This window comes from Streptomyces sp. NPDC030840, assembly GCF_055572015.1.
Genome location: NZ_JBVIEE010000008.1, coordinates 169,332 through 189,346, shown reverse-complemented (window position 1 = coordinate 189,346; position 20,015 = coordinate 169,332). Strand labels below are relative to the sequence as shown.

Here is a 20,015-nt window from a genome sequence, read left to right as displayed (position 1 = left end):
AGTTCTCCCGCTGCAGTGTCGTACCCGTCGGACCGGGACGTACGGGGGACGTACCGGGTTCCCCGGCCGGAGATCGACAGCACGACGCGCCCCGAAGGGGGCGCGGGCCGGAGAGTGCGATGGACAGTGTCCCTCGGACGTGACAACGTTGTCCAGGCTCTATGCTCGACGCCACATCCTCATACAACCTCATGGACTGACCGCAACCCCATGGACCAACGCGGCCCCATGGACAACAGGACAGGACACCGCATCGTGCCCGAGACCGCCTCCCGCCGAGGAGACCGTCCCCCGGACCGCAGCTCCGCGGCTCGCTACGGGAACCGCCCGACCATGAAGGACGTGGCCGCGCGTGCCGGTGTCGGACTGAAGACGGTCTCGCGTGTCGTCAACGGCGAGCCCGGGGTCACCGCGGACACCGAGCGCCGCGTGCAGGAGGCGATCGAGGCCCTGGGCTTCAGGCGCAACGACAGCGCGCGCGTGTTGCGCAAGGGCCGTACCGCCAGCATCGGCCTGGTCCTGGAGGACCTCGCGGACCCGTTCTACGGTCCGCTCAGCCGCGCGGTCGAGGAGGTGGCGCGCGCCCACGGTGCCCTGCTGATCAACGGCTCCAGCGCGGAGGACCCGGACCGCGAGCAGGAGCTGGTGCTCGCGCTGTGCGCCCGCCGCGTGGACGGGCTCGTGGTCATCCCGGCCGGCGACGACCACCGCTATCTGGAGCCCGAGCTCAGGGCGGGTGTCGCCACGGTGTTCGTGGACCGTCCGCCGGGGCGGATCGACGCCGACGTGGTGCTGTCGGACAACTTCGGCGGTGCCCGCGACGGCGTCGCCCATCTCATCGCGCACGGCCACCGCCGGATCGGCTTCATCGGTGACATGCCCCGCATCCACACCGCCGCCGAGCGTCTGCGCGGCTACCGCACGGCCATGGCGGACGCCGGTATACCGGTGGCCGGCTCCTGGACGTCCCTGGGCGTCACCGACCCGCAGCGGGTGCGCAGGGCCGCCGAGGAGATGCTGTCCGGCCACGAGCCCGTCACCGCGATCTTCGCCGGCAACAACCGCGTGACGGTCACCGTCGTACGGGTCCTCGCCGAGCGCACCCGTCCGGTCGCCCTCGTTGGCTTCGACGACTTCGAGTTGGCCGACCTGCTCCGACCGGGCGTCACGGTGATCGCCCAGGACGCCGCCCAGCTGGGCCGCACCGCCGCCGAACGCCTCTTCAGCCAGCTGGACGGCGCCCGGGTCACTCCGGAGCGCATCGAACTGCCCACCCGGCTGATCACCCGCGGCTCGGGCGAGCTGCCCCCCGCCGGCTGAGCCGCGTGTGGAGGGGCGAACACTTCAGGAGCTGGGCCTTGCCCTGGCTCCGCGCGAGGAACCGCTGAGCTATCCGGGCGCCTGGCCGAAGGAGTCCGGACTCCTCGACGGCGACCGGATGTTACCGCTGGACCCTCACGCCACGTTCGAGGGCCGCGTCCCGGTACTTGCGGTCGGCTCGAACGCGTGCCCGGGACAACTGCGCCACAAGATGGCCGAGTTCGGCATCACCTCCCCCATCCCCATGGTGAAGGCGCGGGTCACCGGCCTCGACATCGGGGTGTCGGCCCATGTGAGCCTCATGGGGTACGTGTCGGCGGCACCGTTCAACGCCCCGGGAACCGTACGGGAGTTGTTCCTGACCTGGCTCGACGCCGAGCAGCTCGCGGTTGTCGACGCGACCGAGGGAGTCACGTCGCGGGCGGGGGCGTACGACCGTGCCTGGCTGCCGTCGTGCGACGTGCGGGTGGAGCCCGAAGTGGGCTCCGTACGGCCTCTCCCGGGTGCGTACGTGTACGTCAACCGTCGTGGCGTCCTGCACAACGGCAGCCGTGCGCCGCGCAGGCACCGGGACCAGCGATCCCTGCTCACCGAACTGCTCGTCGGGACACCGCGGTTGAGGGAGCTGTTCGGCATCACGCCCGAGGAGTTCTGCGCGCGGGCGCGCTTCGACCGGTGGCTGTGTGCCCAGGGGACCCGGGTGTTCGCCGAGGAGAAGCTGGTGGTCGCCTCCGGGCTGGAGCGGTATGTGAGGTGACGACGTGTTCGGTGCCCGTGCTCGACGGGCGGAGGTCAGCAGACCGGGAGGCCGGGCACCGGCTCGTCGTTGTCCCCGCCCCTGATGTAGACGTCGCTGACGAAGACGTTCGTGTTGCCGCTGTCGTCGTCCGTCCTGGCCCACCACACGTTGGTCCACTCACCGTAGGTTTCGCGGCGGCCCAGGTTCTGCTGGCAGTAGAAGTAGTTGGTGCCCGCGTTGAGGACGCCCGCCTCCGCGCCGGAGGCGGTGTAGGACTTGGCGGTGCGCCACACCTGGCAGTTGTACCTGCCGCCGCCGATCGGGTCGCAGACCGGATCGGGGCTCGGCTCCTCCCCGCCGCCGGCCGTGCCGCCGCTGGCCGAGCCGTCCGCGTCACCCGCGCCCGTCGTGCCGCTGGCGGCGGGCTTCGACGCGGGAGCGGACGCCACGGGCGTGGCCTCGTCCCGCCCGGTCGGCTTCGCGTCCGGGGCCGGGGACCTCTCGCCGCCCTGACCGGCGGGCTCGCCGGGGTCCTTGGAAGCTCCCGCGGCACTCCCGCTCGCCTTGTCCGACGGAGTGGTGCTGCTGGTGAGGTCCGCCCCTGCCCGGGCGCCGCCGCCGGAGCCGTCCGAACCGTTCACCAGGGCCACGGTGACACCCGTCGCGGCGAGCACGACCGCGACGGCCGCGGCGGCGAGCAGGGCACGGCCCTTGCGGCGTCCGGGTGGCGGGGTGGCGGGCGCGGAAGCGGTGTCGGCCATGGCCCCCGACGCGGGGTCACCGGGCGGGGCCGCCCCGGACCCGGCGTTCCCCGTTGCGTGCTGTGCCCCGAAACCGACTCCGCCACCCGGCTCCGGCGCCGCCGCCGTGGACTCGCCTGCGGCCTGGGGTACCCCGAAGCCGGCGGCTCCCCCGCCTTGCGGTGCTGCGGGCCCCGCACTGATGCCGGCCTGCGCCGCCCCCGCACCGGAGTTCTCGCCGGACCGCGGCGGTCCGAACCCCGGCGGTACCGAGGGGACGTTCCGTTCTGTCGCCTCCCGAGAGCTCGGACCGGGCGCGCGCAGTCCCGTGGTGGGGGTGTCCGCTTCGGGCGCCGCGGACACCGTCTCCAGCAGGACGCGGGCCCGGTCCGCGTCCGGGCGTGACTCCGGGCGCTTGTCCAGGAGCCGGCCGAGCACGGGACCGAGCGGGCCCGCGCGCCGCGGTTCCGGCAGGGGGTCGGCCACGATCGCGGTCAGGGTCGACCAGGTGGACGTGCGGCGGAAGGGAGCCGCGCCCTCGACGGCCGCGTACAGCGTGGCACCGAGGGCCCAGACGTCGGAGGCGGGGCCCGGGTCGTTGCCCTGGGCCCGCTCGGGCGCCAAGTAGTCCAGCGAGCCCACGAGTTGACCGCTGCGTGTCAGGTGCGTGGTCGCGTCGTCGCCGGGATCCTCCATGGTCGCGATGCCGAAGTCGGTGAGGACGACCCGGCCCGAGCGCTCCAGCAGGATGTTGCCCGGCTTCACGTCGCGGTGCAGTACGCCGGCGCGGTGGGCGGCGGCCAGGGCGTCCATCACCTTGGCGCCGATCGAGGCCGCCTCGCGGGGGTCGAGCGGGCCGCGCTCGCGCAGGACGTCCTCCAGGGAGGGCCCGTCCACCAGTTCCATGACGATCAGCGGACGGCCGTCGATCTCGGCCACGTCGTGCACGGCGACGACTCCGGTATGCCGGATCCGCGCCGCCGCCCGCGCCTCACGCTGCATCCGCAGCCGCAGGGCTTCCAGTTCCGACCCGGCGATGTCCGTGAAGGTGCGCAGCTCCTTGACGGCGACCTCGCGGCCCAGCACCTCGTCGACGGCCCGCCAGACGACGCCCATGCCGCCGCGGCCCAGCCGCTCCACCACCAGGTAGCGTCCGGCGAGGACCCGGCCGGTCCCGTCGGTCCGGCCGTCCGCCTGTCCGCCCGTCTGGCTGTTCTCCCCCGAAGACACCACTGCCCCGTTCCTGTGTCATGCCAGTGAGGTCCGTACAGCCTACGGGCCGGCAGTGACAGAACAGGGCAGGAGGCGCCGATGTGACGAGGCCGCTACGTGCCGGAGACCGTCACCTCCGCCCGCCGCGGTGCCGCGAAGCCCTCCAGGTCGGTCCGGGTCAGACCGCCGGTCGCCCTGGTCACCTCGTCGAGGTCCAGCGCACCGCAGTCCAGGCCGCGCAGCAGGTAGCCGCTGAGCGCCTTGGCCGTCGCGGGCTCGTCCATCACGTCTCCGCCGACGCGGCCCGCATACCGGGACAGGCGTGCGGCGGCCTGCTCGAAGCCCTCGCGGTAGAAGGCGAACACGGCCGCGTACCGGGTGGGGAGGTGGCCGGGGTGCATGTCCCAGCCCTGGTAGTAGGCACGGGCGAGCGCGCGGCGGGTGAGGCCGTAGTGGAGCCGCCAGGCGGCGTGGACGTTCTCGGTCGGGCCGACCGGCAGCACGTTGGTGGAGCCGTCGCAGACGCGGACGCCGGTGCCCGCCGCCGCGACCTGCATGACCGCCTTGGCGTGGTCGGCGGCCGGGTGGTCGCTCGCCTGGTACGCGGCCGACACGCCGAGGCAGGCGCTGTAGTCGAAGGTGCCGTAGTGCAGTCCGGTGGCGCGGCCCTCGGCGGCCTGGATCATGCGGGCCACGGTCGCGGTGCCGTCGGCGGCGAGGACGGCCTGGCTGGTCTCGATCTGGATTTCGAAGCCGATCCGGCCGGGCGGCAGTTGACGGGCCGTCTCGAAGGCCTCCAGGAGCCGCACCATGGCGGTGACCTGCTCGGCGTACGTCACCTTGGGCAGGGTGAGGACGAGCCCGTCGGGCAGGCCACCTGCCTCCAGCAGGCCGGTGAGGAAGATGTCGAGCGTGCGGATGCCCCGGTCGCGGACGGGCGCCTCCATGCACTTCATGCGGATGCCCATGTACGGGGCCGCCGTGCCCTTCGCGTACGCCTCGGCGACGACGTGGGCCGCGCGGGCCGCCGTCTCGTCCTCCTCCGCGTCGGGGCGTGAGCCGTAGCCGTCCTCGAAGTCGACGCGCAGGTCCTCGACGGGTTCGCGCTCCAGTTTGGCGCGGACGCGGTCGTGGACGGGCTCCGCGAGGTCGTCGGTCAGGCCGAGCGCGGCCGCGAAGGCGGCGGCGTCCGGGGCGTGTTCGTCGAGGGCGGCGAGGGCCTGGTCGCCCCAGGAACGCATCGTGCCGGCGGCGAAGGCGTCCGCGGGGACGTAGACGGTGTGGACGGGCTGGCGGGTGCCGGGGTCGCCGGGGTAGCGGCGCGCCAGTTCGGCGTCGACCGGGGCGAGGGAGGCACTGATCTCCTCGCTGACGGCACCCGCGAGGCTCGTCGCGATGTGCCCCTGTCGGCCCTGCGCCATCCCAGACCTCCTTTTTCCGTTGAACGGAATCCGCACTCCGTATGGTGAAGCTAACCGGCCGTCTTCACGCCGGTCAACACCTGTCCACCGCCGTCAAGCGCCCCACTGGCCTCGTTCTTCTGTGCGATGCGTCATGATCACTGCTGTCCCGCCCATTCCTTCCGTATTCCACTACGCACCTTCATCCTGACTCCCAAGGAGAGGAGATCGCGTGCCGAACGACGCACGACTGACGCGCCGCCAAGGACTGAGGAGCGCGGCTGCCGCGGCCATCGCCGTACCGCTGCTCACCACGGCCGGGTCCACACTGCCCGCGTCCGCGGGTGACCACGCGGGCGCCCTGAACGTCATGACGTTCAACGTGCGCTTCGCGACGGTCGTCGACAGCACCCCGCGCTGGTCCGTGCGCCGCCCGGTGATGCGGGAGCTGCTGCGGCGGGAGCGTCCTCACGTCATCGGCACCCAGGAAGGCCTCTACCAGCAGCTGCGCACGATCGAGAAGGACATCGGCCCGCACTACGACTGGATCGGCACCGGGCGCGGGGGCGGCAGCAAGGACGAGTTCATGGCGATCTTCTACGACACCAGACGCCTGGAGCCGATCGAGTTCGACCACTTCTGGCTTTCGGGTACTCCGTACGTGATCGCCTCGAACACCTGGGGCGCGGACTGGCTGCGCATGGTGACATGGGTCCGTTTCAGTGACCTCAGCGACGGGGGCCGGGAGTTCTACGTCCTCAACACCCATCTGGACAGCGTGAGCCAGTACGCGCGCGAGCGCTCGGCGCAGCTGATCGGCGAGACGATCGCCGGGTTCAAGGACGGCTTGCCGGTGATCGTGACCGGTGACTTCAACGCCGCGGCCCACGACAACCGCGTCTACGACCTGATGCTGGACGCCGGGCTCGTGGACGCGTGGGACGCCGCGGGGGCGCGGAGCCCGGCGTACGGGACGTACCACGGCTACCGGAAGCTGGTTCCCGACGGCAGGCGCATCGACTGGATCCTGACCACACCGGGGGTGACCACGCACTGGGCGGCCATGAACACCTTCTCGCTGAACGGCCAGTACCCGAGCGACCACCTGCCCGTGCAGGCCTCGCTGACCCTTGGGCCTCGCTGACCCTCGGCTGAGCCGAGCCGCGGCCCGGAACGCGCCGAGGCTCCCGCCCCCGTCCGGAATGTCCGGACGGGCACGAGAGCCTCGTGCGTCAGCAGGCGCGACCGAAGCCGCTCAGCCCTTGCGGGACTTGACCTCTTCGGTCAGCTGCGGGACGACGTCGAACAGGTCGCCCACGACGCCGTAGTCGACCAGGTCGAAGATCGGGGCCTCGGCGTCCTTGTTGATCGCCACGATCGTCTTCGAGGTCTGCATACCGGCGCGGTGCTGGATCGCGCCGGAGATGCCGGAGGCGATGTACAGCTGCGGCGACACGCTCTTGCCGGTCTGGCCGACCTGGTTGGAGTGCGGGTACCAGCCGGCGTCCACCGCGGCACGGGAGGCGCCGACGGCCGCGCCGAGCGAGTCGGCGAGCGCCTCGATGAGTCCGAAGTTCTCCGCGCCGTTGACACCACGGCCGCCGGAGACCACGATCGCGGCCTCGGTCAGCTCCGGACGGCCCGTCGACTCACGCGGGGTACGGCCGGTGACCTTCGTGCCGGTGGCCTTCTCGGAGAAGGAGACGCTCAGGGCCTCGACCGCTCCCGCGGCCGGAGCGGCCTCGACCGCCGCGCTGTTGGGCTTGACCGTGATGACCGGGGTGCCCTTGGCGACACGTGACTTGGTGGTGAAGGACGCCGCGAACACGGACTGGGTGGCCACCGGTCCCTCGTCACCGGCCTCCAGATCGACGGCGTCGGTGATGATGCCGGAACCGATGCGCAGCGCGAGGCGGGCGGCGATCTCCTTGCCCTCGGCGGAGGAGGGCACCAGCACGGCGGCCGGGGAGACGGCCTCGTACGCGGCCTGCAGGGCGTCGACCTTCGGGACGACGAGGTAGTCGGCGTACTCGGCGGCCTCGTGGGTGAGGACCTTGACCGCGCCGTGCTCGGCGAGCGCGGCGGCGGTGTCGGCGGCACCCGCGCCGAGGGCGACGGCGACCGGCTCGCCGATGCGGCGGGCCAGGGTCAGCAGCTCCAGGGTGGGCTTGCGGACGGCACCGTCCACGTGGTCGACGTAGACGAGGACTTCAGCCATGGGACTTCTTCTCTCCTGCGTGCGAAAGATGAGGGGCGGTCAGCGAATCCGGGCTCAGATGAACTTCTGGCCCGCGAGGAACTCAGCGAGCTGCTTGCCGCCCTCGCCCTCGTCCTTGACGATCGTGCCCGCGGTGCGGGCCGGGCGCTCGGCCGCGGAGTCGACGACCGTGTAGGCGCCCTCCAGACCGACCTCCTCGGCCTCGATGTCCAGGTCCGACAGGTCCCAGGACTGAACCGGCTTCTTCTTGGCCGCCATGATGCCCTTGAAGGACGGGTACCGCGCCTCACCCGACTGGTCGGTGACCGACACGACGGCCGGGAGGGAGGCCTCCAGCTGCTCGGAGGCGGCGTCGCCGTCACGGCGGCCCTTGACCACGCCGTCCTCGACGGACACCTCGGAGAGGAGGGTCACCTGCGGCACGCCCAGGCGCTCGGCGACCAGCGCCGGTACGACACCCATGGTTCCGTCGGTGGACGCCATGCCGGAGATCACCAGGTCGTAGCCGGCCTTCTCGATCGCCTTGGCCAGGACCAGGGAGGTGCCGATGGCGTCGGTGCCGTGCAGGTCGTCGTCCTCGACGTGGATGGCCTTGTCGGCACCCATCGAGAGCGCCTTGCGGAGCGCGTCCTTGGCATCCTCGGGACCGATGGTGAGCACGGTGATCTCCGCGTCGTCGGCGTCCTCGGCGATCTGCAGCGCCTGCTCGACCGCGTACTCGTCGAGCTCCGAGAGCAGACCGTCCACGTCGTCGCGGTCGACGGTCAGGTCATCGGCGAAGTGCCGGTCGCCAGTGGCGTCGGGCACGTACTTCACAGTGACAACGATCCTCAAGCTCACGCCGGCTCTCCTACTGCATCGTCATTTCTGGGCTGCCTTCCACCAGGCAGCATAGGCGCCTGAAGCGGCCGCTCCCGGTCGGGGCGGGCCGTGCTCCGAGCGAAATATTACTCACCAGTACGTGCTCCAGGTTCCCGCAGTAGCTTCCCTCTAAGCAAGCGCTTTGAACTGTGACCTTGACAACGCTGCGTAATCAAGCGGGAATCCGCGGGAAACGTCACTCGCGCAGAGCATTGAAGCGCCCCTCGTGGTACAGCAGCGGGCTGCCCGGCCCCGAGGGATCACCGAGGACGAGCTCCGCGAGGACGATGCGGTGGTCCGCCGCGGGGACGCGCGCCACCACGCGGCAGACGAGCCAGGCGAGCACGTCGTCCAGCACGGGAACGCCTTCGGGTCCCGTACGCCATGCGGTGGGCGCGCCGAAGCGGTCGGCGCCGCTCCGGGCGAAGGTGGCGGCCAGCTCCCGCTGGTGTTCGCCGAGTATGTGCACGCCGACGTGGTCCGTCCGGGAGATCACGGGCCAGCTGGAGGCTCCGGTGCTGATGCCGAAGGACAGCAGCGGGGGCTCCGCGGAGACCGAGGTGAGCGAGGTGGCGGTGAAGCCGACGGGGGTGCCGCCGTCCTGCGCCGTGATCACGGCCACTCCGGCCGCGTGCCGGCGGAAGACGGAGCGGAGCAGGTCGGGAGAGGCGAGCCGAGCGGTGCCGAGGCTGGGGCCGGCGGTCATGGAGTGTCCTTCTGCGAGAGGGGGGCGAGCTGGTCCGTTGCTGCTCAACAGCCCGGACAGCGCGCGCTCGCCGTCCGGGCGAGGTCCACATGGACGCGCTCGAAGAGAAGGAGTTCCGCAGGCATGCGGTCAGGCTGACGATAGGTGACGCGTACAGTCAAGTGCGTCCCGGCATCTGGGAGGCGCGTCACCACCGGCCCCACGCGCACTCCGGCCCTGACGGCCGCACCGGAATCCGCGGCAGCCCGCCCAGCGCGGACCCCGGCCGCCACGGGCGAGCAGCCCGGCTGCGGCACGCGCCCGGGCAACCCGGCCGCCGCCCCGCGCACCACGGGCGAGGCCCTCACCGGGGAGGGCCAGGCCGCGGCAGCCCTCGCCTCTGCGAGCCAGCCGCCACCGGCCGCCCACCCACCGGCGATCGACCGCACGCCTGTGCCCCGACCGCGGAGGACAAACCGCGGCCCGCACCACCCGCCCCCGCGGACCGGCCACCGCCGGCCCACCCCGCCACCGGGAAACGGCTTGCGGTGAGGGGCACCTGCGCAGGGGCCGAGGCGTCCGCGGACGGTGGCGGGTCACACCGCCTCGCCGATCGCCGCGATCACGTCCGCCTTGCGGGGCTGGCCGGTGGCGCGGCGCACGACGAGGCCGTCGGCGTCGAGGACGAGCACAGTGGGGGTCTTGAGGATGTCGAGGCGGCGTACGAGGTCGAGGTGCCGCTCGGCGTCGATCTCCACGTGGACGACCCCGGGGACCATCCCGGCGACCTCCGTGAGCACCCGACGGGTGGCCCGGCAGGGTGCGCAGAAGGCGCTGGAGAACTGGACGAGCGTGGCCCGTTCACCGAGCTCCTCCCCCAACTCCGCCGCACCGAGCCGCTTGTCGGCGTCCCGTACGCGCACCCTGACCCTCCCGCTCCGCCGCCGCTGCAGCACTCCGTAGGCGCTCGCCGCCGCGAGCACCGCCACGCACACCACCAGTCCGGTCATCGTCCGCTTCAGCGTTCACGAGACTGCAAAGATTCCCGGCTCCCCCCGGCGTGTTCCATGCGGAATGCTTGATTCATGGACATCGATGTGAGGGGACCACGCTTCGGCGCGGCCCTGACGACCGTCGTGCTGGCGGTCGTGCTGATCACCGGCAGCCCCTGGCTGCTGGCCTGGCAGACCCTAGCGTTCGCGCTCGGCACGACCGGCGGGGTGGGGCGCTCGCCGTACGGCTGGTTGTTCCGCAAGGCCGTACGGCCGCGACTCGACCCTCCCACCGCGTTCGAGGCGCCCGAGCCGCCGCGGTTCGCGCAGGCCGTCGGGTTCGTCTTCGCCGCCGTGGGACTCGTCGGGTACGCGATCGGCCCCGAGTGGCTGGGGCTCGCGGCGACCGGTGTCGCGCTCGCCGCGGCGTTTCTCAATGCCGCGTTCGGGTACTGCCTGGGGTGCGAAATGTTCCTGTTCGTCCGCCGAATGACCGTCCGTACGGAGTAAGGGCGTGCGGGATTCAGGAGCTGTTCGGGCGAGCGACGTGACGAGGATCTCTCCGCTCCCCGGCACCAGGACTGGTACCGCGCGCGTTCTTGGGGCACCATCTGCGAGATGCCGTAAACCTACGGCTGCGTAACTTCCCGCCGGGAGTCCCTTCCCAGGCAGAGAGAAGGGTCCACACCGTCCTATGGCTGAGCTTGTCTACCGCCCCGTTGTCGGCCTTGCCCTCACCCTGTTCAAGGCCTGGGACCTGAAGATCGACTGCAAGGGCTCGGAGAACATCCCGCGGTCGGGCGGTGCGGTGCTGGTGAGTAATCACATCAGCTATCTGGACTTCATCTTCGACGGTCTCGCCGCGCTCCCGCAGAAGCGCCTGGTTCGCTTCATGGCGAAGGAGTCGGTGTTCCGGCACAAGGTCTCCGGTCCGCTCATGCGGAGCATGAAGCACATCCCCGTGGACCGGAACCAGGGCGAGGCGGCGTACGCGCACGCGCTGGACTCACTGCGGTCCGGGGAAATCGTGGGCATCTTCCCCGAGGCCACGATCTCGCGGTCCTTCACGCTGAAGAGCTTCAAGTCGGGCGCCGCCCGCCTGGCGCAGGAGGCGGGCGTCCCGCTGGTGCCGATGGCGCTGTGGGGGACGCAGCGGCTGTGGACCAAGGGGCATCCGCGCAACTTCAAGCGCAGCCACACCCCGATCACGATCCGTGTCGGCGAGGCCATCGAGGCTTCCAAGGACAAGTACGCGGGCGCCATCACCCGGCAGCTGCGCGAGCGCGTCCAGGAGCTGCTGGAGGCCGCCCAGCGCGCCTACCCGGTGCGCCCCAAGGGCCCGGACGACACCTGGTGGATGCCCGCGCACCTGGGCGGCACGGCGCCGACGCCGGAAGAGGTCCGCGCGGCGGAGGCCCGCTGACGGCGCTCGGGGCCGCCGGTCAGGACAGGTTCGCCCCGGTCCCTCGGCATCGGCGGCCGGCGTCGGCGCGTTGGACAGCCCTGAGCGGCGGTCTCACAGCGCGGTGGGGAGCGTCTTCCAGAGGTACGGCCGGTCGGGGGCGGCCCTGAGGACGCTCACCACGACCGGATGCGGTGCGGCGTACAGCACCGGATAGTCCGTCTCATCGGCCTTCGGGTCCGGCACGAAGGCCAGTCGCTCCCCCTCGAGGGAGAACCGCGCGTCCACCCCCGGCTTGTTGCCCCGCGGGTCCTGGCGGTGCCAGGCGCCGTCGAACCGCACGGCGACCAGACCGTGCACGGCGTGACCGCTGCCGTCGTCATGCGCGAGCCGCTGGTAGCAGAGCGCGGTCGGGATGTCCTCGGCCCGCAGCAGCGCGGCCAGGGCGTGGGCCTTGGCGTAGCAGATGCCGGTGCCCTGCTCCAGGACCCCGGAGGCCCGCCAGGTGACACGGAGATCCCCCGAGTCCTGGGAGTGCGGAATGGTGTCCCGGACGAACTCGAAGGCGGCTCGCGCATAGGCATACGAGTCCTCCACCCCGCGAGCGAGCCGCGCGGCCGTCTCGCGCACCGGGGGATGATGGTGGTCGATCACGTCGTCAGCGGCCAAGTAGGCGGACAGGTCAGGGGTTTGCTGGATCAGTTGCATGCCCGTAGAGCATAGGAAGACGATCACCCGAGAGTCAATGACTTTTCGGGAGATCGCATACCTATGCAGTGCATGCAGGTGCCGGAAGGTGGCGGTGGACTATCGCGCCATCTCCTCCTTCAGCGCCGCCACGAACCCGTCCACGTCCTCCTCGGTCGTGTCGAACGCGCACATCCAGCGGACGTCCCCGGCCGCCTCGTCCCAGAAGTAGAAGCGGAAGCGCTTCTGCAGCCGCTCGCTCACGTCGTGCGGAAGGCGCGCGAAGACCGCGTTGGCCTGCACGGGGTGGAGGATCTCCACGCCGTGGACCGCGCGCACGCCCTCGGCGAGCCGCTGGGCCATCTCGTTGGCGTGCCGGGCGTTGCGCAGCCACAGGTCCCTGGCGAGCAGGGCCTCCAACTGCACCGAGACGAACCGCATCTTGGACGCGAGCTGCATGGACAGCTTGCGCAGGTGCTTCATGTGGCTGACGGCGTCCTGGTTGATGACGACGACCGCCTCACCGAACAGGGCGCCGTTCTTGGTCCCGCCCAGCGAGAGGATGTCGACACCGGCCGCGTTGGTGAACGTGCGCATCGGGACGTCGAGGGAGGCCGCCGCGTTGGCCAGCCGGGAGCCGTCCACGTGCACCTTCATGCCGTGCGCGTGGGCGTGCTCGCAGATCGCGCGGATCTCCTCGGGCGTGTAGACGGTGCCCAGTTCGGTGTTCTGGGCGATCGAGACGACCTGCGGCATCGCGCGGTGCTCGTCCTCCCAGCCGTAGGCCTGCCGGTCGATCAGCTCGGGTGTGAGTTTCCCGTCGGGTGTGGGAACGGTGAGCAGCTTCAGCCCGCCGACCCGCTCGGGCGCCCCGCACTCGTCGACGTTGATGTGGGCGCTCTCCGCGCAGATCACCGCACCCCACCGGTCGGTGACGGCCTGGAGCGCGACGACGTTGGCGCCCGTGCCGTTGAAGACCGGGAACGCCTCGGCGCTCGCGCCGAAGTGGCTGCGGATCACCCGCTGGAGGTTCTCCGTGTACGCGTCCTCGCCGTACGAGACCTGGTGCCCGCCGTTGGCCAGGGCCAGCGCGGCGAGCACCTCCGGGTGCGCCCCCGCGTAGTTGTCGCTGGCGAAACCGCGGACCTCGGGATCGTGGTGGCGACGCGCGTCGGTCTTCGGAGGGTTCACGGCTTCTCGGTCAGCCACAGACGGTTCCCGTTCACTTCGGCGGCGGGCTTCTCCCAGACGCCGGCGATGGCGTCGGCAAGGTCCTTCACGTCGGTGAAGCCCGCGAACTTCGCGTTGGGGCGCTCGGCGCGCATGGCGTCGTGCACCAACGCCTTCACCACCAGGATGGCAGCCGCGGAGGTCGGCCCCTCGGACCCCTCTGCCTTCCCGGCCTTGCGGAAGTAGTCCGCCAGCGCCAGCGTCCACGCCTCCGCCGCGGCCTTGGCGGCGGCATAGGCGGCGTTGCCGGCGGTCGGCTTGCTCGCGCCCGCGGCGCTGATCAGGACGTACCGGCCGCGGTCGCTGTTCTGCAGCGCCTCGTGGAAGGCGAGGGAGGTGTGCTGCACAGTGCGGACGAGCAGCAGTTCCAGCAGGTCCCAGTCGTCGAGGCTCGTCCTGGTGAAGGTCTCGCTGCCGCGCCAGCCGCCGACGAGGTGGACGAGGCCGTCGACGCGCCCGAAGTCCTTCTCGATGTGGGTGGCCCAGTCCTGCGTGGACTGCCGGTCGAGCAGGTCGACCGTGTCCCCGATGACGGTGGCGCCACCGTACGCGTAACGCGCCGCGTCCACGGCCTCGGCGAGCCGCTCCGGGTCGTTGTCGGAGCCGATGACGACCGCTCCCGCGTCGGCGAGCCGCATCAGTGTGGCCCGGCCCGCGGGTCCCCCCGCGCCGGCCACCGCGATCACCGCGCCGCTCAGTGCCCCGTTCCTGTTGGTCATCGTCGCCTCCTGAGCCGGCTGGGTGTTCTCCGTACGGGTGGCGCTCACGCGGCGACCCGCTGAGCGGTGATACCCCGGGTCGAGGCGATCACGGCTTTGAGTTTCTTGGAAAGCGCCTCATAGAACATGCTCAGCGGAAACTCGTCCGGAAGCACGTCGTCGACGAGTTTGCGCGGGGGCTGGGTCAGGTCCAGGGCGTCCGGGCCCTTGGCCCAGCGGGAGCCCGGGTGCGGGGCGAGGTAGGTGGAGACCAGTTCGTACCCGGCGAACCAGTGCACGAGCTTCGGGCGGTCGATGCCGTCGCGGTACAGCTGCTCGATCTCGGCGCACAGCTGGTTGGTGACCTGGGGCGCGCGCTGCCAGTCGATGGAGAGCTTGTTGTCGGTCCAGCGCACGACGTCGTGCTGGTGCAGGTAGGCGAAGAGGAGCTGGCCGCCGAGGCCGTCGTAGTTGCGGACGCGCTCGCCGGTGACCGGGAAGCGGAACATCCGGTCGAACAGCACGGCGTACTGCACGTCACGGCCCTGCGGGACGCCGTCGGCCTCCAGCTTCACGGCCTCCCTGAAGGCGGTGAGGTCGCAGCGCAGCTCCTCCAGGCCGTACATCCAGAACGGCTGCCGCTGCTTGATCATGAACGGGTCGAAGGGCAGATCGCCGTGGCTGTGGGTGCGGTCGTGGACCATGTCCCACAGGACGAACGCCTGCTGGCAGCGGTCCTGGTCGGCGACCATCTCGCGGATGTCGTCGGGCAGTTCGAGCCCGAGGATGCCGACGGCGGCCTCCGTGACGCGACGGAAGCGGGCGGCCTCGCGGTCGCAGAAGATGCCGCCCCAGGAGAAGCGTTCCGGCGCCTCGCGCACGGCGATGGTCTCCGGGAAGAGGACGGCCGAGTTGGTGTCGTAGCCGGCCGTGAAGTCCTCGAAGGTGATGCCGCAGAACAGCGGATTGTCGTAGCGGGTGCGCTCCAGCTCGGCCAGCCAGTCCGGCCACACCATGCGCAGGACGACGGCCTCCAGATTGCGGTCCGGGTTGCCGTTCTGCGTGTACATCGGGAAGACGACCAGGTGCTGCAGGCCGTCCTCGCGGTGGGCCGCGGGCTGGAAGGCGAGCAGCGAGTCAAGGAAGTCGGGCACCTCGAAGCCCCCGTCGGCCCAGCGGCGCAGGTCCTTCACGAGGGCCTGGTGGTAGGCGGCGTCGTGCGGCAGCAGCGGCGAGAGTTCCTCTACGGCGTGGACGACCCGGCGTACGGCCAGCTCGGCGTCGGACGGGTCCGGGGCACCCTCGGCGCCGAAGTCGATGGAACCGTCCTTGGACTGCCATGGCCGAATCTGCTCCACGGCACTCTTGAGCACGGGCCAGGCCGGGTGGTCCACCACCCTGCCCCCAGGAGGAACCTGCTCCTCCGAACCCACCTGCACAAGAATTTCCGTCATGACCCATCCTCCACGGGAGAACCTCGCGTAGGGACACCGTACGTAGGGAAGGATCATCCTCGCAAGACCAGCCATCAGGAGGTTGTCCCGCGAGACCCGCACTTCACCGATAATTTTCCTGCCAGTGAAGGTTTTGGCGACGATTTCAGCAGTTCGCGGTCAACGCGCGCGCCCTGTCGACGGCACTCGTGTGACAGGAGTCAAACGGCCGCGGGACTCGCCCACCCAGGGGTGACCGGATTCCTGCGCCCTGTGAGGGAAGCTTCCTGTTCCCCCGTGGCGTACGCCGTCACGACCCCGTGCACGACCGGATGCATCCCGCGTGCGGACGACTACGCTGCGGCCTTGCCGCGTGGAGCGCTCCCTTCCGGCCACGCGGCCCGAGCCGCCGTCGACGGAAGCGAGTCAACCTTGAACTTCCTCACCATCGGTCATCGCGGAGTCATGGGTGTCGAACCCGAGAACACCCTCCGGTCCTTCGTCGCGGCGCAGCACGCCGGCCTCGACGTCATCGAACTCGACCTCCACCTGAGCAAGGACGGCGCCCTCGTCGTCATGCACGACGCCGACGTGGACCGCACGACGGACGGCACCGGGGCCATCGCCGACAAGACCCTCGCCGAACTGCGTGCCCTGGACGCCGGTCGCGGTGAACGCGTCCCCACGTTCGAGGAGGTCCTGGACGCGGTGAAGGCCCCGCTCCAGGCCGAGATCAAGGATGTGGCGGCGGCGCGGGCGCTCGCCGAGGTGATGCTGCGCCGGGACCTGGTCTCGCGCGTGGAGGTCCTGTCCTTCCATGATGAGGCGCTCGCCGAGATCGCCCGGCTCGTGCCGGGCGTGCGCACCGCGCTGGTGGCCAGCCGGTACGGCACGGACGTCGTGGAGCGGGCCACGGCGGTCGGCGCGACCACGCTCGTGCTGAACATCCGGCGGATCACGCTGGAGATCGTCGAGCACGCCCGCAAGGCGGACCTGAAGATCATCGGCTGGGTGGTGAACACGCAGGACCACCTGCGGCTGGTGCGCGCGCTGCAGCTGGACGGCGCGACGACCGACTACCCGGAGATCAAACGCACCGGCCGCTTCACGGCATGACGGTCCCGCGGACGGTTCGCGGCCCTTACGCCAGCTCCTTGACCAGCAGCTCGAACTGCAGGTCGTCGCGCTGGGGGATGCCGAACCGCTCGTCGCCGTACGGGAAGGGCGTCATCCGTCCCGTACGGCGGTAGCCGCGCCGCTCGTACCAGGCGATGAGGTCGCCGCGCACGGAGATCACGGTCATGTGCATCTCCCTGGCACCCCAGGTCTCGCGCGCGACCCGCTCCGCCTCCGCGATGATGACCTTGCCGAGTCCGGCGCCCTGGAGCCGCGGGCTGACCGCGAACATCCCGAAGTACGCGTGGTCGCCGCGGTGCTCGAGCTGGCAGCAGGCGACGACGGCGCCGTCACGCTCTACCGTGAGCAGACGGCTGTCGGGCGACTTGATGACCGCGAGCACGCCCTCGGGGTCGGTGCGCTGCCCCTGCAGGATGTCCGCCTCGGTGGTCCAGCCGACGCGGCTGGAGTCCCCGCGGTACGCCGACTCGATCAGCGTGACGAGGGTGTCCACATCGGCGTCGGTCGCGTCGCGGAAGGTCAGGCCTTCGGCGGTGTCCATGGGGCGGCTCCGGATCGGTCGGTGGTACGGCGCGGGCACCGATGAGGGTAGCCCCCGGCCCACTACGCTTCCCCCGCATGGTCCACGTACTGAGCAGCCGCGTACTCCTGCGCCCCACCGACCCCGACCGCTCCCGTGCCTTCTACGGCGAGCAGTTGGGCCTTCCCGTGTACCGCGAGTTCGGCACGGGCCCCGAGCGCGGCACCGTGTACTTCCTCGGCGGCGGCTTCCTGGAGGTCGCGGGCCGCTCTCAGACTCCGCCGTCGCCCGCGCTGAAGCTGTGGCTCCAGGTCGCGGACGTGACGGCGGCGCACGAGGAACTGGCGAAGGCCGGGGTGGCGGTGCGCCGGCCTCCGGTGAAGGAGCCGTGGGGGCTGGTCGAGATGTGGATCGCGGACCCGGACGGCACGGAGATCGTGCTCGTCGAGGTGCCCGCGGACCATCCGCTGCGCTACCGCCCGGGGATCTGAGAGCCGCCGTTCACCGGCCGCGGCGCCCCGGCGCCGTCAGACGCGTGAGGCACCGAGTCTGCCCTCCAGCTGGATCAGCAACTCGCCCAGCAGCGCGGCCAGGTCGCGCTGCCGGTCGGCCTCGACCCCGGACAGCACGGCCCTCTCGTAGGCGAGTTGCTCGGGCAGGACCGCGTCGACGAGGTCGCGTCCGGCGTCGGTCAGCCGTACGTGCGCCACGCGGCGGTCGCGGGAGTCGCCGCGCCGTTCGACCAGGCCGCGTTCGGTCAGCAGCTTGAGGCGTTTGGTGACGGCGGCGCCCGAGGAGAAGGTCTCGCGGGCGATCTCACTGGGGGTCAGTTCATGGCCGGTGCGGCGCAGGGTGCCGAGGACGTCGAACTCGGGGCGGGCCAGCCCGGCGCGGCGCAGTGGCGCGTCCTCGGCCTGCTGCAGGAGTGCGGCACAGCGGTTCACCCTGCCGATGATCTCCATGGGACCGGTGTCCAGGTCGGGGTGGACCGTCTGCCACTGGCGCACCACCTTGGCCACCGTGTCCCCCGTGACCGTCCGCCCCTTGCCTGCCGTCATGCCGGTGTGCCCTCCGCAGCGTGCCGTCGTACCGTCGCCGCGAGCGTACGGTGTCCGGTTCGCTCGGCGCGCACGACCCGCTCCTCGGGCAGGGCACGTTGCCACCACTCCCCGGCCGCGGCGTCGACGGTGGCGCGCAGGTCGACGAGTGCGGCGGTGAGGCCACGGCGGGCGGCCGCCAGGGCGCCGGGGGTGGCCGAGGTGTCGGCGACGGTCCGGGCGGCGTGTTCGCGGGCGTGCTCCACGGCGGCGAGGGCTCGCTCGACACGGTCGCCCGCACGCCGGTTGGTGACGGCGACCGCCGCGACGAACCCCAGGAGAGCGCCGACGAAGGTGTCCAGGATCCGGTCGGTGACCAGCTCGGCGGGCCGCTCGAACCGTGCGAACTCGGTGACGAACAGCGCCATCGGCGTGACGCAGACGCAGCCGAGCCAGTAGTTGCGGCTGATCAGCGCCTCGGCGCCGAAGTTGAGAGCGAGGCAGCACAGCACGAGGGTGAGCGGACCGATGTGCGCGAGTGGGGCAACGGCCATGAAGGCCAGAACGCCGACGAGGTTGCCGACGACGCGCTGCACGGCCCGGTTCCAGGTGAGGGTGAGGTTGGCCTGGTAGAGCGAGGCCGCGGTGACCAGGGCCCAGTAGGGGCGGCCGACGCCGAGCGCGAGGGACGCGTACCCGGCGAGGGCACAGCCGAGCGCGGTACGGGCCGCGAGGGGCGCGAGCGGACCGAGGTCGCGCCACGACGATCGTGCGGGTACGGCCCGTTCCGCCTCCACGCCGAGGAGTTCGTCCACCGCCTCTCCCCGGGCTCGCACCCGCGGCACAGGGCCGGTGCCGCGCAGTGCGCGGGCCCATGCGCGCAGTAGCTCGGGCTCGGCGTCGGCGGGCGCGGCGAGCGCGACCTCCGCGCGGACCAGAAGCCGTTCCAGGGCGTGGCGGGGTGCCGAGCGGTCGCCGGCGGAGAACAGCGCCTGCCAGGCGGCCTGGAGCGCGGCGGCGCCGCGAGCCCTCGTTGACGCCCCGGCCGTCCCGGAGCCCGCCGTGGCGTGGGCGGCGGCCGCGTCGAGGGCCTGGGCGACGGCCCGGCGCTCCGGTCCGTACGGTCGCAGGAGACCAGGGGCCATGCACACGATCCAGGCCCAGGCGCCCGCCACGGCGGCGGGAACGAGGTGGCCGGGCACCTGGCCGAGGCTCTGCGGCACGAAGAGGGCCGCGGAACTGACGAACGTGAAGATGACGTTGGCGGGCGGCCCGATGCGGGTCGCGTCGCACAGCGCCTTCTGTACAGCGGCGAGCAGCGCGCCCACGGTGACCAGGACGACGGCGTCGGTGGTCAGCGAAGCCGTGACGAGCGCGACGCCGAGACCGCCGAGCATGCCCAGGACGACACCGGCGAGAACGCGGGCGCGCGCGGCGTACGGGCGGTTGTGGGCGTAGAGCGCGCAGAGCGATCCGGCCATCGCGTACACGGCGAGGTCGAGGCGGCCGAGCGCCACCAGCGTCAGGGTCGGCGGGGCGACCGCGGCGACGACGCTGAGCGCGGGCTTGAACCAGATGTCGGAGGGCCGCCCGAGGCTCAGTACGCCGGTGAGCGGCAGCCGGGGTGCGCGGGGAGGTCTGACATTGCCCATGGAAGAACCTTAGCAGGTGTTTTACTCGTAAACTTTTGCCGCATCTCCTTCA

At 71.5% G+C, this 20,015-nt stretch carries 20 protein-coding genes; 7 read left to right on the top strand and 13 right to left on the bottom strand.

The window, feature by feature from the left end:
* The first annotated feature begins 255 nt into the window (after window positions 1–255).
* Window positions 256–1,320: a LacI family DNA-binding transcriptional regulator gene (locus tag ACZ49J_RS19625; RefSeq protein ID WP_467449763.1), complete on the top strand. Its 1,065-nt coding sequence runs from the start codon at window positions 256–258 to the stop codon at window positions 1,318–1,320.
* A 7-nt stretch (window positions 1,321–1,327) separates the two neighbouring features.
* Complete coding sequence (locus ACZ49J_RS19620; protein WP_467449521.1) at window positions 1,328–2,077, top strand: hypothetical protein; 750 nt, start codon at window positions 1,328–1,330, stop codon at window positions 2,075–2,077.
* A 35-nt stretch (window positions 2,078–2,112) separates the two neighbouring features.
* Here the strand turns inward: ACZ49J_RS19620 and ACZ49J_RS19615 are convergent, their stop codons facing one another.
* Window positions 2,113–4,029: a serine/threonine-protein kinase gene (locus ACZ49J_RS19615; RefSeq protein WP_467449761.1), complete on the bottom strand. Its 1,917-nt coding sequence runs from the start codon at window positions 4,027–4,029 to the stop codon at window positions 2,113–2,115.
* A gap of 95 nt (window positions 4,030–4,124) precedes the next feature.
* Complete coding sequence (locus tag ACZ49J_RS19610) at window positions 4,125–5,432, bottom strand: DUF6986 family protein (protein ID WP_467449519.1); 1,308 nt, start codon at window positions 5,430–5,432, stop codon at window positions 4,125–4,127.
* Window positions 5,433–5,643: 211 nt separating this feature from the next.
* Between ACZ49J_RS19610 and ACZ49J_RS19605 the strand changes: the two genes are divergently transcribed.
* Window positions 5,644–6,555: an endonuclease/exonuclease/phosphatase family protein gene (locus ACZ49J_RS19605; RefSeq protein ID WP_467449517.1), complete on the top strand. Its 912-nt coding sequence runs from the start codon at window positions 5,644–5,646 to the stop codon at window positions 6,553–6,555.
* Between the two features lie 111 nt (window positions 6,556–6,666).
* Here the strand turns inward: ACZ49J_RS19605 and ACZ49J_RS19600 are convergent, their stop codons facing one another.
* The 4 genes from ACZ49J_RS19600 to ACZ49J_RS19585 form a co-directional block, all read right to left on the bottom strand.
* Window positions 6,667–7,629 carry an electron transfer flavoprotein subunit alpha/FixB family protein gene (locus tag ACZ49J_RS19600; protein ID WP_467449515.1) on the bottom strand — a complete coding sequence of 321 codons (963 nt, stop codon included), beginning with the start codon at window positions 7,627–7,629 and terminating at the stop codon, window positions 6,667–6,669.
* Between the two features lie 54 nt (window positions 7,630–7,683).
* The gene (locus tag ACZ49J_RS19595) at window positions 7,684–8,469 is read right to left on the bottom strand and encodes an electron transfer flavoprotein subunit beta/FixA family protein (RefSeq protein WP_467449513.1); all 786 of its coding nucleotides are present in this window, start codon (window positions 8,467–8,469) and stop codon (window positions 7,684–7,686) included.
* Window positions 8,470–8,686: 217 nt separating this feature from the next.
* Window positions 8,687–9,196: a flavin reductase family protein gene (locus ACZ49J_RS19590; RefSeq protein WP_467449511.1), complete on the bottom strand. Its 510-nt coding sequence runs from the start codon at window positions 9,194–9,196 to the stop codon at window positions 8,687–8,689.
* A gap of 575 nt (window positions 9,197–9,771) precedes the next feature.
* A complete protein-coding gene (locus ACZ49J_RS19585; RefSeq protein WP_467449508.1) occupies window positions 9,772–10,185 on the bottom strand; it encodes a thioredoxin family protein in 414 nt (137 codons plus the stop codon).
* A 75-nt stretch (window positions 10,186–10,260) separates the two neighbouring features.
* Between ACZ49J_RS19585 and ACZ49J_RS19580 the strand changes: the two genes are divergently transcribed.
* Together ACZ49J_RS19580 and ACZ49J_RS19575 are read left to right on the top strand one after the other, a co-directional pair.
* The gene (locus ACZ49J_RS19580) at window positions 10,261–10,677 is read left to right on the top strand and encodes a DUF4395 domain-containing protein (RefSeq protein ID WP_467449506.1); all 417 of its coding nucleotides are present in this window, start codon (window positions 10,261–10,263) and stop codon (window positions 10,675–10,677) included.
* 184 nt (window positions 10,678–10,861) lie between these two features.
* The gene (locus tag ACZ49J_RS19575) at window positions 10,862–11,590 is read left to right on the top strand and encodes a lysophospholipid acyltransferase family protein (RefSeq protein WP_467449504.1); all 729 of its coding nucleotides are present in this window, start codon (window positions 10,862–10,864) and stop codon (window positions 11,588–11,590) included.
* Between the two features lie 93 nt (window positions 11,591–11,683).
* Here the strand turns inward: ACZ49J_RS19575 and ACZ49J_RS19570 are convergent, their stop codons facing one another.
* The 4 genes from ACZ49J_RS19570 to ACZ49J_RS19555 form a co-directional block, all read right to left on the bottom strand.
* Window positions 11,684–12,277 (bottom strand): transglutaminase domain-containing protein, encoded by a 594-nt coding sequence (locus ACZ49J_RS19570; RefSeq protein ID WP_467449502.1) that lies wholly within the window; start codon window positions 12,275–12,277, stop codon window positions 11,684–11,686.
* A gap of 99 nt (window positions 12,278–12,376) precedes the next feature.
* Entirely contained in the window at window positions 12,377–13,447 is a 1,071-nt protein-coding gene (locus ACZ49J_RS19565; protein WP_467449500.1) for a threonine aldolase family protein, read from the bottom strand.
* A complete protein-coding gene (locus tag ACZ49J_RS19560) occupies window positions 13,444–14,205 on the bottom strand; it encodes an SDR family NAD(P)-dependent oxidoreductase (protein ID WP_467449497.1) in 762 nt (253 codons plus the stop codon). The genes ACZ49J_RS19565 and ACZ49J_RS19560 overlap by 4 nt, the downstream gene beginning before the upstream one ends.
* A 44-nt stretch (window positions 14,206–14,249) precedes the next feature.
* Window positions 14,250–15,638 (bottom strand): DUF6421 family protein, encoded by a 1,389-nt coding sequence (locus ACZ49J_RS19555; protein ID WP_467449495.1) that lies wholly within the window; start codon window positions 15,636–15,638, stop codon window positions 14,250–14,252.
* Between the two features lie 411 nt (window positions 15,639–16,049).
* Here ACZ49J_RS19555 and ACZ49J_RS19550 point away from each other — a divergent pair, with 411 nt between their 5' ends.
* Window positions 16,050–16,733, top strand: coding sequence for a glycerophosphodiester phosphodiesterase (locus tag ACZ49J_RS19550; protein WP_467449493.1), 684 nt, complete (start codon window positions 16,050–16,052; stop codon window positions 16,731–16,733).
* A gap of 25 nt (window positions 16,734–16,758) precedes the next feature.
* On the opposite strand, the gene ACZ49J_RS19545 is transcribed toward ACZ49J_RS19550, so the two are convergent.
* On the bottom strand, window positions 16,759–17,295 hold the full coding sequence (locus ACZ49J_RS19545; protein ID WP_467449491.1) for a GNAT family N-acetyltransferase: 537 nt from the start codon (window positions 17,293–17,295) through the stop codon (window positions 16,759–16,761).
* Between the two features lie 77 nt (window positions 17,296–17,372).
* On the opposite strand from ACZ49J_RS19545, the gene ACZ49J_RS19540 reads away from it, so the two are divergent.
* A complete protein-coding gene (locus tag ACZ49J_RS19540) occupies window positions 17,373–17,765 on the top strand; it encodes a VOC family protein (protein ID WP_467449490.1) in 393 nt (130 codons plus the stop codon).
* 36 nt (window positions 17,766–17,801) lie between these two features.
* On the opposite strand, the gene ACZ49J_RS19535 is transcribed toward ACZ49J_RS19540, so the two are convergent.
* Both ACZ49J_RS19535 and ACZ49J_RS19530 read right to left on the bottom strand, forming a co-directional pair.
* Window positions 17,802–18,332, bottom strand: a complete 531-nt coding sequence (locus ACZ49J_RS19535) for a MarR family winged helix-turn-helix transcriptional regulator (protein ID WP_467449489.1) — start codon at window positions 18,330–18,332, stop codon at window positions 17,802–17,804.
* Window positions 18,329–19,963 carry an FUSC family protein gene (locus ACZ49J_RS19530; protein ID WP_467449487.1) on the bottom strand — a complete coding sequence of 545 codons (1,635 nt, stop codon included), beginning with the start codon at window positions 19,961–19,963 and terminating at the stop codon, window positions 18,329–18,331. Before ACZ49J_RS19530 ends, ACZ49J_RS19535 begins: the two co-directional genes overlap by 4 nt.
* Window positions 19,964–20,015: the final 52 nt, after the last annotated feature.